This is a genomic window from Wocania arenilitoris, assembly GCF_021728535.1.
In the GTDB taxonomy this organism is placed as follows: domain Bacteria; phylum Bacteroidota; class Bacteroidia; order Flavobacteriales; family Flavobacteriaceae; genus Wocania_A; species Wocania_A arenilitoris.
In genome coordinates this window covers 175,608-190,297 of the sequence record NZ_JAKKDU010000006.1, presented here as the reverse complement: position 1 = coordinate 190,297, position 14,690 = coordinate 175,608, and the positions used below count along the sequence as shown (strand labels likewise).

Below are 14,690 nucleotides of genomic sequence, written 5' to 3'. Positions count from 1 at the left end.
TAAATTTCACAAATGAATTACTTAGCGCATATTTATCTTTCTGGAGAAAACGACCTCGTTACAATTGGTAACTTTATGGCAGATGGTGTTAAAGGTAAACGATATAAAAAGTTTTCAAAAGACATTCAAATTGGAATTCTATTACATCGACATATTGACTCATTTACCGATGCTCATAAAACGGTACGCCAAAGTACTAAACGATTACACAAAAAATACGGTCATTACTCAGGGATTATAGTTGATATTTTATACGATCATTTTTTAGCGAAAAACTGGAGTAAATATTCTAATATTCCGTTAGGTGATTATGTTGAAACCTTTTACAATTCTTTAGAAGAGCATTACAACATATTACCACTACGAATTCAAAAAATGATGCCTTTTATGATGACTGATAATTGGTTGCTTAGTTATGCTTCAATTGAAGGTATTCAAAGAGTACTTGATGGCATGAACAGACGAACAAAAAACCGTTCTGGAATGAATGAAGCTACCAAAGAATTAGAAGTTTTTTATACAGATTTTGAACAAGAATTTACTTCTTTCTTTGATGAACTTATTAAATTTTCTAAGCTTAAATTAAAAGAATTAAACACTACTTTATGAAACAATTCATTTCATTATTTCTCATTTTATTTTTAATCATTTCTTGTAAAAAATCTGAAACACCTTTAGCGAATAAAACACCAAAACATGGCTTAATTACTAAAAATGCCATGGTTGTTTCGGCACGTGTTGAAGCCTCTAAAATTGGAAGCGATATTATAAAAAAAGGCGGTAATGCTTTTGATGCAATGGCGGCAACTCAACTCGCACTCGCAGTGGCTTACCCTGTTGCTGGAAACATTGGTGGTGGCGGTTTTATGGTGTATAGAAAAGCTGATGGCGAAATTGGAGCTATCGATTTTAGAGAGAAAGCACCTTTAGCAGCAACAAAAGACATGTATTTAGACGAAGCAGAAAATGTTATTCCTGAAAAAAGCACTTTAGGAGTTATGGCAGTTGGTGTTCCAGGTTCTGTCGCTGGCGTATTTGCAGTACACGAAAAATTTGGAAGCTTGCCTATTGAAGATATAATTAAACCATCAATAGACCTTGCAATGCAAGGTGTTATTGTTACTAAAAAACAAGCAAGAGGATTAAAATACTATCAGCCATTATTTCTTAAAGCGAATAAGGATTCTATTTTCTTAAATAAACTTTGGAAAGAAAACGACACCATTAAATATCCTGCACTTGCTAAAACACTAACGCGCATTATGAAAAATGGTAAAGAGGAATTTTATAAAGGTGAAACAGCAAAAATACTAGTCAAATTTATACAAGATAATGGCGGCATTATAACTATGGAAGATTTAGCAAAATATGAAGCAAAATGGAGAACACCTATTACGTTTACATATGATGATTTAAAAATTATATCCATGTCGCCCCCATCAAGTGGCGGAATTTGTTTGGCTCAAATAATGAAAATGATTGAACCCTATAATTTAGATGAATTTGGGCATAACTCGATTAAAACTATTCAGGTAATTACAGAAGCGGAACGTCGTGCCTATGCAGACAGAAGTTTTTATTTAGGCGATCCAGACTTTGTTAATATTCCTGGAGAGGATTTAATAAGCGAAAATTATTTGAAAGATAGAATGCGTACTTTTTCTTTTGAAAAACCAACACTATCCAGTGAAATTTCATACGGAGATGTACAAGTTATTGAAAGTAACGAAACCACACATTATTCTATAGTTGATCAACTAGGGAACTCAGTTTCTGTTACAACAACTATAAATGGTGGCTACGGGTCTAAACTATACTGTTCTGAATTAGGGTTCTTTTTAAATAACGAAATGGACGATTTTAGCAGCAAACCTGGAGTTCCAAACATGTTTGGTGTAACTGGTGGTGAAGCCAACAGTATTTTACCAGAAAAACGCATGCTAAGTTCTATGACACCAACTATTATTGAAAAGAGTGGCGAGTTATTTATGACTTTAGGAACACCAGGTGGCTCAACCATAATAACATCAGTAATGCAAACCATTTTAAATGTGCATGAGTTTGATATGACAATGCAAGAAGCAGTAAATGCGCCACGATTTCATCATCAATGGTTACCAGACGAAATTAGAATGGAACCAAATGCTTTTGATTCTGATTTAATAAAAAGGCTTAAAAAATTAGGGTATTTTATTAACGAAAGTAACTCATCGATAATTGGCAAAGTCGATGGAATTATGGTTTTACAGGATAAAGCGTTAGAGGGGGGTGCAGATTATCGAGGTGACGATACAGCTGTCGGTTTTTAGTGTTTTTTCTTCTCTTAGTCCGTTATATTTAATAATTTAGACCTCTAATTATCTTTTCTAATTAATTAGATAACAAAGGTTTATTGTTGTGAAACCCAAATCAAAATCTAAAAAAACATTTAAAATAGTTACAGGTATAATTATATTCCTTACGCTACCTAGCCTATTGTTTTTTGGTTTTGTTTTTTTTAAATACAATCAAGATCTACCAACAGGTATTCAAGGTGAAAAAGCAGATGCCTTAGCTCTTAAAATGTTAGACGCCTTAGACTATGATGCCTACAAAAACACCAATTATATTGAATGGACTTTTAAAAGGCGTCATCATTTTGAATGGAAAAAAAACGAAAATATTTGTGATGTGTTTTGGAAAGAGTATCGGGTTAATCTAAATCTTAAAGATTATGCATTAAGTAACGTATATGTACATAGCTTTAAAATGAAAGGTGATATGGCAGAGGAATTAATAGATGAAGCCATTAAAATTTTTAATAACGATTCGTTTTGGCTTGTTGCGCCATACAAAGTTTTTGATGAAGGTGTTGAGCGTCGATTAGTAACATTAGATAATAACGAAGAAGCTCTTTTAGTAACCTACACATCTGGTGGTACAACTCCAGGTGACTCGTATTTATGGCTATTTGATGAAACAGGTAAGCCTAAAAGTTTTAAAATGTGGACATCAATACTTCCTATTGGTGGTTTAGAAGCTACTTGGAGCGACTGGATTACCACAGATGGTGGTGCTCAATTACCAACATTTCATAAACTACTTGTTATTGGTCTTGAAATGGATGTTGTAAAAGGAACTGAGTAGTTTATATTTTAAATTTGTTAATTTTTTTCTCAACAATCGCTTCAACTCACAAAGATCATTATTTAATAATGAATGGTTTTTCAGCTTCATATTTATATACAAAAAACGTATATTCGCTAACACATATTCTTATAAAGAATTTTAAAATATTTCTAAAAAGCAAACCATTTTCTAATGAATAATTTCAAGTTAATAATCTTACTACTTGGGTTTTTAATGGTTTCTTGTAATCAAAAAAAAGACCAATTATTCATTAGTGCTAAACCAAGTAAAACTGGGCTATCCTTTAAAAATAGGATTACCGAAACCAACGAATTAAACATTCTTGACTACATCTATTTTTACAACGGTGGAGGCGTTGCTATTGGTGATATAAACAATGACGATTTACCAGATATTTTCTTTTCAGGTAATCAAGTGAAAAACAAATTGTATCTCAATAAAGGGAATTTGCAGTTTGAAGATATTACCGATAAAGCAAATGTTAGTGGAAATAGCTCTTGGAATACTGGCGCTATTATGGGTGATGTTAACGGAGATGGGTTGCTCGATATTTACGTTTGTGCAGTTGTAGGGTTAAATGGTTTTAATGGTCGTAACGAGCTGTATATTAATAATGGCGACGAAACTTTTACTGAAAGTGCCAAAAAGTACATCCTAGATTATGATTCTTACAGTTCTTCGGCAGCATTTTTAGATTATGATTTAGATGGCGATTTAGATATCTATCTTTTAAATCATGCGGTACATACTGACGATTCTTATAAAGGCGTCAAAATTCGTCAAAAAAGAAACCATAAAACAGGTGATAAATTGTTACGAAACGATGGTGGTACATTTACAAATGTTAGCGAAGATGCAGGTATTATAAGTAGTATTAGTGGTTATGGTTTAGGTGTTGCTATTGCTGATTTTAATCAAGATGCATATCCAGATATATATGTTAGTAATGATTTTTATGAAGACGATTATTACTATATAAATAATGGCGACGGTACGTTTTCTGAAAAATTAAGAGACTATTTTGGACATACTAGCAGGTTTTCAATGGGTAATGATGCTGCAGATATAAATCATGATGGCTGGCCAGATATTATGTCGCTAGATATGCTTCCAGAAGATGAAGTTATTTTAAAATCCTCACAGAGTGATGATAATGTACAAACACAAAACGTTAGAAAACTCATGTTTGGTTATCATTATCAATTTACAAGAAATATGCTTCATATAAATCAGCAAAATTCTAATTATTTAGAAACTGGATTGATGAGTGGTATTGCTGCTACCGATTGGAGTTGGAGTTCCCTTTTTGCAGATTACAACCAGGATGGAGAGCAAGATATTTTTATAACTAACGGTATTTTAAAGCGCCCAAACGATTTAGATTTTACCAACTTTTTTTCAAACGAAAAAATTCAAAACAATATAAACGATTCTAAATTAATGAATCAAGAATCACTTGATGCCATGCCTTCTGGAAAAGTTAGTAATTACATGTTTAAAGGTGGTAAAAACTTGATGTTTGAAGATGTATCTGAACAATGGATACCTATGGACAAACAAGTTTCTGGAGCCACAGCTATTGGCGATTTGGATAATGATGGCGATTTAGATATCGTGGTTAGTAATCTTAACGAAAGGGTTTCTCTATATGTTAATCAAGCAAATAACAAAACAACAGATAGTACCAGTTATCTTAAATTAAAATTTAAATACTCAAAGCCAAATACTTTTGGCATTGGCACTAAAGTTTTTGCATATTATAAAGATAAACTTCAGTATAAAGAGCTTTATACTGCAAGAGGATTTCAATCGTCATCAGAACCTATAGTTCACTTTGGTTTTGGATCTATTAAAAATATCGATTCACTTAAAATTATATGGCCAAATAAAACAAGCCAAACCATTAAAGATATCTCCTTAAATCAAACCTTAACCATAAAGCCTGAAAATACAAAGCCATTCAATTATAAATCTTTACATAACCAACAAAAGACATTATTTAAAAAATTAGATGATAATTTAGGTATTGATTTTGCACATAAAGAAGATAAGTATCTCGATTTCAATAGACAAAAACTTATACCGTATCGTGTCTCAGATCGCGGACCAGCAGTTGCTATTGGCGATTTAAATAACGATGGAAAAGATGATGTTTACTTTGGTGGTTCAAAATTAAAAGCGCAAAAAGTGTTTTTCCAAACCGATACTATTTTCAAAGAAAACAGAATCAATCTTTTTGCCAACGATTCAATTAAAGAAGATGTTAGAGCTATTATTGCAGATTTTAATAATGATGATAAAAACGACATCATTATTGGCTCTGGTGGTGGCGATTTTTCAAACAAAACCAAACCACTACTCGACTCCTATTTTACACAAACCAATACCGGTTTTAAAAGCATAAAACTTCCTGAATTTTACGAAAATGCTTCAGTAATTATTGCAAATGATGTTGATAATGATGACGATTTAGATGTTTTTATTGGTAGTAATTCGGTATCAAACGATTTTGGAAGCATTCCTAACTCTTATATTTTAAAGAATGATAGTGGTAATTTTTCAGTATTAAAAAATGAAGCTTTACAAAAAGCAGGTATGATTACTGATGCGATTTGGAGCGATTTTAATAAGGACGGACAAAATGATTTAATAGTAGTTGGCGAATGGATGTCGCCTAAATTTTTTAAAAATAACAATGGTGTTTTCACAGAAGAGAAGCTTCTTGATTCCAACATAAAAGGCCTTTGGCAACAAATTGAACCATTTGATATTGACGGTGACGGAGATACAGATTATCTTTTAGGGAATTGGGGAACTAACTCTAAATTTAAAGCATCTGCCGAACACCCAATGCGTATGTATCATGATGATTTTGATAAAAACGGACGTACCGAAACTATAGTTTGCACCTATAAAAATGGTGCTTATTATCCTTTACTCGGATTAGATGACCTTGCTGGACAAATGGTGGCTTTACACAAAATATACACATCGTATAAAGATTTTGCAGGACAACCTATTGAAGCTATTTTGAGTGAAAACCTAATAAAAAAAGCTAACCTTTTAGAAATTGAGGAACTTAAATCTGGGTATTTAAAAAATGAAAATAATCGTTTTACATTCGTACCATTTAAAAACGAATTGCAAGTGTCTCCAATAACCTCATTTTTAAGTTTTGATTTTGATGCTGATGGTAAAAATGAAGTTTTAGCTGCCGGAAACTATTTTGGCGTTACTCCTTTTCATGGTAAATTCGATTCATTTCCAGGAGCACTCATTAATACTGAAAATGATATTACTTTGGGGAATAAAATAGGACTCGATTTTAGCGATAAAGCCATTAAAAACCTAAGTATAATTACTCTTAATAACAAACCCTATTTATTAACTACAATAAATAACGACAAAGCCCAAGTATACGAGCTAATAAAATAATTGAATTTTAAAATGAGATTTATAAAAGTACCTTTTTTACTGTTTTTAGTAGTGCTTATTACTTTTTCCTGTAGTAAAAACAACCCCAAACCTATTATAATAACTTCTAACGATTTTCACGCTTCGGTAGATCAAGTTATTGAGGTAATGGTACACGATATTTTTTCGCCACCTGTAGCTAGCCGAATTTTTGTATATCCCAATATAGCAGCCTACGAAATTATAGCACAAAATGATTCCACGTATCATTCACTTAAAGGGCAAATAAACCATTTAAAGCATATCCCTAAAAGTGATGAAAATATAAACTATCAACTTGCCGCTTTAATTGCTCATATTGATGTTAGTAAGAAATTAATTTTTTCCGAGCAGCGTATTGAAGCCTTTCGTGATAGCCTTTATCAAATTTGGGAAGCAAAAAACAAGTCAGAGTTTGAAGCATCAAAACAGTATGCGCTGCAAGTTTCTAACTTCATTGCAGAATGGATGAATACTGATAACTACAACCAAACCCGAACCATGTCTAAATTCGACATCGAACCAGAAAATGAAGAACGATGGCAACCTACTCCACCAGCTTACATGGATGGTTTAGAACCGCATTGGGGGAAAATTAGACCATTTGTTATAGATTCTGCTTCTCAATTTAAACCTGTTCCTCCTCCTTCGTTTTCAATGGATGAAGGTTCAGACTTTCATAAAGAATTAAAAGAAGTATACAATATAAGTAACCTAATTACTGAAGATGGCGATGAATCAGAAGAAGTATTAATAGCACGCTTTTGGGACTGTAATCCTTACGTTTCTGTTACACGTGGGCATTTAATGTTTGCAGTAAAAAAAATAACACCTGGTGCCCATTGGATTGGCATTACTAAAATTGCATGTAAAACTGAAAAATCCGATTTTAATCGCACCGTTTTTGCATACACCAAAACATCCATTGCTATTGCTGATGCATTTATTAGTTGCTGGGATGAAAAATATAGAAGCAATCTTGTAAGACCCGAAACACTTATTAATAAATATTGGGACGACGATTGGAAACCTATTTTACAAACACCACCATTTCCAGAGTATACAAGCGGGCATTCTGTTGTTTCTAACGCTGCAGCAACCGTATTAACGGATGTTTTTGGAGATAATTTTAGTTTTTTAGATGATACCGAAACTACTTATGGCTTACCAATTCGCCCATTTACATCGTTTAACGCCGCTGCTCAAGAAGCAGCCATAAGCAGGATGTATGGTGGAATTCACTACAGGTCAGCAGTTGAATTAGGTATAGGGCAAGGTAAAAAAATAGGAAATTTAGTAAACAAGCGGTTAATGATGGAAAACTAGAACAATTCCTGTTTTTGTTTTAAATACTATTAATATTTGGTTTAATAATATCCATATCTCTAAATAAAACTTCACAAGAATTTAACATCTAAAATTGTAACTTTGCAACTTTGCAACTTTGCAACTTTGCATTTTCTATGACAAATTTCGAAGAATCTATTGAAGTAAAAGGCGCACGTGTACACAACCTTAAAAACATTGACGTGTCCATTCCTCGCGAAAAACTTGTTGTTATTACAGGTTTATCGGGTAGCGGAAAATCTTCACTGGCTTTCGACACCATTTATGCTGAAGGGCAACGCCGATACATAGAAACCTTTTCTGCCTATGCCAGACAATTTTTAGGAGGCTTAGAACGACCAGATGTTGATAAAATTGATGGACTATCCCCAGTAATAGCCATAGAGCAAAAAACAACCAGCAAGTCACCACGCTCAACAGTTGGTACAATTACCGAAATTTACGATTTTATGCGCTTACTTTTTGCTCGTGCCAGTGATGCATACAGCTATAACACTGGTGACAAAATGATAAGCTATAGCGATGAACAAATTAAAGAGCTTATAATAAGTGATTTTAACGGAAAGCGTATTAATATTCTCGCTCCCGTTGTGCGCTCCCGTAAAGGACATTATCGCGAATTATTCGAGCAAATTGGCAAACAAGGTTTTGTTAAAGTAAGGACTGATGGGGAAATTCGAGATATTGTTAAAGGCATGAAACTTGATAGGTACAAAACCCACGACATCGAAATTATTATCGACAGGTTGGTAATTGATGATTTAGTTGATAACGATAAACGCCTTACGGAAACCATTAATACGGCTATGTATCATGGTGAAGATGTACTGTTGGTAATAGATCAAGACACTCAAGAAACACGATATTTTAGTAGAAACTTAATGTGTCCGTCTTCAGGTGTTTCATATCCAAATCCTGAACCCAATAACTTTTCGTTCAATTCTCCAAAAGGTGCGTGCTTAAACTGTAATGGCATCGGAGAATTATATCAAGTCAATGAAAATAAAATTATTCCAGATGATTCTATTTCAATAAAAAATGGTGCATTAGCACCTCATGGTCCAGAAAAAAATTCTTGGATTTTTAAACAATTTGAAACTATTGCGCAACGCTTTAATTTTAAACTAACGGATGCGTTTAAAGATATCCCTGAAGAAGCCAAACAAATGATTTTGTATGGTGGCAACGAAAAATTTTCGGTTGAAAGTAAAACTCTAGGGGTTACGCGTGATTATAAAATAGATTTTGAAGGGGTTGCCAATTTTATTGAAAATCAGTACAAAACAGCAGAATCTAGATCGTTAAAACGTTGGGCAAAAGACTATATGGACAAAATTAAATGTCCTACTTGCGAAGGTTCTCGATTAAAAAAAGAGTCACTATATTTCAAAATAAACAATAAAAATATAGCAGAACTTGCTAACAAAGATGTTGTTGAGCTTGCTAATTGGTTTTATGATTTAGAGAAACATCTTTCAGAAAAACAATTTAAAATAGCCGAAGAAATTCTTAAAGAAATTAAATCTAGATTGCAATTTTTATTAGATGTAGGATTGAATTATTTATCGTTAAATAGAAGCTCTAAGTCGCTATCTGGTGGCGAAGCACAGCGTATTCGATTAGCAACACAAATAGGCTCGCAACTTGTTGGTGTTCTTTATATTTTAGACGAACCTAGTATTGGTTTACATCAGCGTGACAATGAAAAACTCATAAATTCCTTAGTCTCATTACGAGATATAGGAAACTCTGTTATTGTGGTAGAACACGATAAAGACATGATTGAACGATCAGACTACGTGATTGATATTGGCCCCAAAGCAGGAAAACATGGAGGAGAAATAATTAGTATTGGAGCCCCTCACGAACTAAAAACACATCATACGCTAACTGCAGATTATTTAAATGGTACTAAACAAATTGAAATTCCTAAAAAACGCAGAAAAGGAAACGGTAAATTTTTAGAGCTAAAAGGCTGCACAGGAAATAACTTAAAAAATATTTCGGTAAAACTACCTTTAGGAAAAATGATTGGTGTTACAGGGGTTTCTGGTAGCGGAAAATCTACATTAATAAACGAAACGCTCTACCCCATTTTAAATGCACATTATTTTAATGGCGTTAAAAAACCAATGCCTTACAAAAGTATCAAAGGGTTAGAACATATTGATAAAGTAATTGATATAAATCAATCTCCCATTGGAAGAACACCACGAAGCAACCCTGTAACTTATACAGGTACTTTTAGCGAAATAAGAGCCCTTTTTGCCAAAATTCCTGAGGCTATGATCAGAGGTTATAAAGCTGGGCGTTTTAGCTTTAATGTTGCTGGCGGACGTTGCGAAACTTGTAAAGGTGGTGGATTACGAGTAATAGAAATGAATTTTTTACCAGATGTTTATGTAGAGTGTGAAACTTGCCAAGGCAAACGTTTTAACCGTGAAACATTAGAAATTCGTTACAAAGGAAAGTCAATTAGTGATGTGCTAAATATGACAATTAGCGAAGCTGTCGAATTTTTTGAGCATATACCTAAAATCTATAAAAAGTTAAAAACTATAAAAGATGTAGGTTTGGGCTACATTACTTTAGGTCAACAAAGCACAACGCTTTCTGGTGGTGAGGCACAACGTATAAAACTTGCTACCGAATTAAGTAAACGCGATACAGGGAATACCTTTTATATTTTAGATGAACCCACTACGGGTCTTCATTTTGAAGATATTAGAGTGCTAATGATTGTATTAAACAAATTGGTAAACAAAGGAAATACCGTACTAATTATAGAGCATAATTTAGATGTTATTAAAACCGTTGACCATATTATTGATATTGGCTACGAGGGTGGAAAAGGTGGCGGACAAGTAGTAGCTGAAGGTACACCTGAAGAAATTATAAAAGACAAAAAAAGTTACACAGCTAAATTTCTTAAAAAAGAATTACATTAGCGAGGAAAATCATAGATTATGAGAAAGGAACTACGTCACAAAGGTTGGAATGAGATTAAAACAAACGATTCGTGGGCCATTTTTAAAATCATGGGCGAATTTGTTAATGGTTACGAAAAACTAAGTAAAATTGGTCCTTGTGTATCCATTTTCGGTTCTGCAAGAACAAAACCAGATAATAAATATTATAAACAAGCTGAAAGTATTGCCAAAAGTATTGTGGAATCAGGTTATGGTGTTATTACTGGCGGTGGACCAGGAATAATGGAAGCTGGTAATAAAGGAGCTCATTTAGGCGGTGGTACTTCTGTTGGTTTAAATATAGATTTACCTTTCGAACAGCACGATAACCCATACATCGATTCTGATAAAAGCTTAGATTTTGATTATTTCTTTGTGCGCAAAGTCATGTTTGTTAAATATTCTCAAGGCTTTGTTGTTATGCCTGGCGGCTTTGGAACTTTAGATGAGCTTTTTGAAGCCATTACCTTAATACAAACCCACAAAATTGAAAAATTCCCTATAATATTAGTGGGGACTGAATTTTGGGAAGGTCTTTTTGAATGGATAAAGACAACCTTATTAAATAAATTTGGAAATATTTCTGCAAAAGATTTAGACTTAATACATTTAGTAGATACTGACCAAGAAGTGATTGACATATTAAATGCCTTTTACAAAGAATCAAACTTAAGTCCTAATTTTTAACACCCAAACACTTAGTAAACCAAAGGTTTTAAGACTAAGCAAACATTATATTTTAGTATATTGCAACGCCTTACATTGTTATTAACCATATTAATGTTATAGAATAAATTGAAGTTACACGGATTTTTCTCTCTTACACTTGTCTTTTTAAGTATCATAAGTTTTGGTCAAAATAAAATTGACCTAAAAGCTAACTTTGATATTGAGAATAGAAAAATCACCGTCTCTCAAACCATTCAATACAAAAATACATCACAAGACGTTCTTCAATCTATATATCTAAACGATTGGAATAATAGCTATTCAACTAAAAAAACACCACTTGCCATTCGATTTGCCGAGGAGTACGATAATAAATTCCACTTAGCAAAAAATGAAGATAGAGGATATTCAGTAATCACATCAATAAAACAAAACAATGATACCTTAGTTTTTAATCAACTAAAAAATCAACCAGACGTTATAAAAGTTGAGTTAAAAACACCATTGCAACCTAACGAATTTTATAGTATAGATTTAGAATATATAGTTCAAATACCCAAAGACAAATTTACAAACTACGGCATTTCAGAATATGGCGAGTTAACACTAAAATACTGGTATATAACGCCCGCTGTTTATAATGGTGAATGGCAGTATTACAGCAATAAAAATTTAGATGATTTATTTATCCCAAAAGCAGATTTAAGTTTAGAAATCACTTATCCTAATGGCTACATAATTATTTCAGATTTAAATTTAAATAAATCACCACAAAACGCTAAAAAACAAATAATTAACTTAGTAGGTAAAGACAGGGTTAGCAATAAGCTGTTATTTAGAAAAAGATCTGGTTTTGAAACCATTGAAACACAAAATTTATCTTTAATTTCTAACATTGACAATGATGGTTTAGAGCTTATGGACCGCGTTTTAATTACTGAAAAAATCACAAAGTTCATACTAAAAAATCTTGGAGATTACCCGCACAAAAAATTACTTTTAACTGATATTGATTACAATAAAGACCCCATTTATGGTTTAAATTTTCTACCAAGTTTTATTAAAGTTTACCCCATAACTTTTAAATATGAACTTAAACTTTTAAAAGTTGCGATACGCAATTATTTGGAAAACACATTACTTATAAACCCAAGAAAAGATCAGTGGTTAATTGACGGTATACAGATATATTATTTAATGAATTATGTAGAAGAACACTACCCCAACATGAAGTTTTTAGGATCTTTAGCAGATTTTTGGGGTGTTCGATCATTTCATGCAGCTGATATGACTTTTAACGATAAATATGTATTTGCGTTCATGTCTATGTCAAGAACCAACAGAGATCAGCCATTAACAATGTCTAAAGACTCGTTGCTTAAGTTTAACGCCAACTTAGCAAACAAATATAAAGCAGGGGTTGGTCTTAAATATTTAGACGATTTTATTAATTCAAATGTTTTAGAGAACACACTTAAATCATTTCTAGAAAAAACCAAACTACAGCTAACATCTCCAAAAGAATTTGAAGACCATTTAAAAAGTAAGACACCAAAAGATGTTGATTGGTTTTTTAATGATTATATAAACACCCGCAAAAAAATTGATTTCAAGATTAAAAAAATAACAAAAACAGAAGACTCTATAACCCTAACTCTAAAAAATAAAAGGAACAGTAACACGCCTATTTCTTTATACGCACTAAATAACGATAGCATTGTTTCAAAATATTGGATAGAGAATGTAAGAGAAAACAAAACTATTACGATACCAAGAAATGATGCCAATAAGCTAGTTTTAAATTACAACAGAGTGATTCCAGAATTTAATCAAAGAGACAATTGGAAATCGTTAAAAGGGTTTTTCTTTAATAATAAACCTTTACAATTTAGGCTTTTTAAGGATATAGAAGACCCTAATTACAATCAAGTCTTTCTTATGCCATTGGCAGAGTTTAATAATATTTACGATGGCTTTACTTTTGGGCTTAAAGCATACAATACAACACTATTGAGAAAACAGTTTAATTATAAAATTCAGCCTAGATATGCCTTAAAATCTAAATCTTTTACTGGTTCTGCTTCAGCATCCATGACTCATTATTTAGAAAACAGTAATTTATATTCCATTAATTACGGCATTAAGGGAGGCTATTCATCTTATGCTGAAGATTTATTTGTTAGAAAAATAATTCCTTCTCTAACTTTTTTATTCAGAAATGATAATGATTTTAGATCAAATAAAAGGCAGCGATTAAAGCTTAGGTATATAGATATTAATAGAGATGAAGATGTAAACAATATAGTTAACACTACCGAACCAAATTATAATATATTTAATATTAATTATTTAAACTCTAACGATAATTTAATAAATTTCAGCAAATGGTCTACAGATCTACAAATAGCTAAAACGTTTAGCAAGGTGTCGTTCAATTATGAATACAGGCGATTGTTTGAAAGCAACCGACAATTAAACTTGCGCTTTTTTACTGGAGCATTTTTAAGCAATAGAACAGATGCAACTTCTGATTATTTTAGTTTTGCACTAGACAGACCTACAGACTATTTGTTTGATTATAATTATTTAGGTCGTTCTGAAGCTAGCGGAATATTTAGCCAGCAATATATTACTGCCGAAGGTGGTTTCAAATCTAAACTAGAAACCCCTTTTGCAAACCAATGGATTAGTACAATAAATACAAGTACTACACTTTGGAAATATATTTTAGCATATGGCGATATTGGTATTGTAAAAAACAAGTTTGAAAATCTAAAATTTGTCTACGACTCTGGTATTAGAATTGACTTGGTGACTGACTATTTTGAAATATACTTTCCTATATATTCAAATTTAGGCTGGGAAATTGGACAACCTAATTATGATCAAAAAATCAGGTTTAAGTTTACTTTAGATCCGCAATCACTTTTAGGATTATTTAGAAGACGCTGGTACTAAAACGTTAATTTATTTAACATATTCTTTGAATACATAGGTTTTTTTTAAGATATTTATAATATTAACTTATTATGTCGTGCATTTTTAGTGATAATTCAATTTGTTTATACGGATTATAATTGTAAAAACAACAAAATTTAACTACTTTTGCTGTAGCAAAAATTC

General features: G+C 32.3%; 8 protein-coding genes. All 8 read left to right on the top strand.

The genetic code is table 11. From position 1 onward, the window contains the following. Positions 1-12 precede the first annotated feature (12 nt). Positions 13-609, top strand: a complete 597-nt coding sequence (locus L3X37_RS06730; RefSeq protein WP_237239402.1) for an acyl carrier protein phosphodiesterase — start codon at positions 13-15, stop codon at positions 607-609. Then, a complete protein-coding gene (gene ggt, locus L3X37_RS06725; RefSeq protein WP_237239401.1) occupies positions 606-2,309 on the top strand; it encodes a gamma-glutamyltransferase in 1,704 nt (567 codons plus the stop codon). The genes L3X37_RS06730 and ggt overlap by 4 nt, the downstream gene beginning before the upstream one ends. 88 nt (positions 2,310-2,397) lie before the next feature. Next, on the top strand, positions 2,398-3,126 hold the full coding sequence (locus L3X37_RS06720) for a hypothetical protein (protein WP_237239400.1): 729 nt from the start codon (positions 2,398-2,400) through the stop codon (positions 3,124-3,126). A gap of 174 nt (positions 3,127-3,300) precedes the next feature. Next, on the top strand, positions 3,301-6,564 hold the full coding sequence (locus L3X37_RS06715) for a VCBS repeat-containing protein (RefSeq protein ID WP_237239399.1): 3,264 nt from the start codon (positions 3,301-3,303) through the stop codon (positions 6,562-6,564). Positions 6,565-6,576: 12 nt separating this feature from the next. Further along, positions 6,577-7,908, top strand: coding sequence for a vanadium-dependent haloperoxidase (locus tag L3X37_RS06710; RefSeq protein WP_237239398.1), 1,332 nt, complete (start codon positions 6,577-6,579; stop codon positions 7,906-7,908). Between the two features lie 137 nt (positions 7,909-8,045). Beyond that, positions 8,046-10,877, top strand: a complete 2,832-nt coding sequence (uvrA, locus tag L3X37_RS06705; protein ID WP_237239397.1) for an excinuclease ABC subunit UvrA — start codon at positions 8,046-8,048, stop codon at positions 10,875-10,877. Between the two features lie 18 nt (positions 10,878-10,895). Next, positions 10,896-11,585 (top strand): LOG family protein, encoded by a 690-nt coding sequence (locus L3X37_RS06700; protein WP_237239396.1) that lies wholly within the window; start codon positions 10,896-10,898, stop codon positions 11,583-11,585. A gap of 108 nt (positions 11,586-11,693) precedes the next feature. Continuing rightward, positions 11,694-14,525: a gluzincin family metallopeptidase gene (locus L3X37_RS06695; protein ID WP_237239395.1), complete on the top strand. Its 2,832-nt coding sequence runs from the start codon at positions 11,694-11,696 to the stop codon at positions 14,523-14,525. Positions 14,526-14,690: the final 165 nt, after the last annotated feature.

Bases quoted from the DNA above. Each gene is read 5' to 3' on its own strand.
- L3X37_RS06710 (WP_237239398.1), top strand. From the start codon at position 6,577: ATGAGATTTATAAAAGTACCTTTTTTACTGTTTTTAGTAGTGCTTATT.
- L3X37_RS06730 (WP_237239402.1), top strand. From the start codon at position 13: ATGAATTACTTAGCGCATATTTATCTTTCTGGAGAAAACGACCTCGTT.
- uvrA (WP_237239397.1), top strand. From the start codon at position 8,046: ATGACAAATTTCGAAGAATCTATTGAAGTAAAAGGCGCACGTGTACAC.
- L3X37_RS06700 (WP_237239396.1), top strand. From the start codon at position 10,896: ATGAGAAAGGAACTACGTCACAAAGGTTGGAATGAGATTAAAACAAAC.
- L3X37_RS06715 (WP_237239399.1), top strand. From the start codon at position 3,301: ATGAATAATTTCAAGTTAATAATCTTACTACTTGGGTTTTTAATGGTT.
- ggt (WP_237239401.1), top strand. From the start codon at position 606: ATGAAACAATTCATTTCATTATTTCTCATTTTATTTTTAATCATTTCT.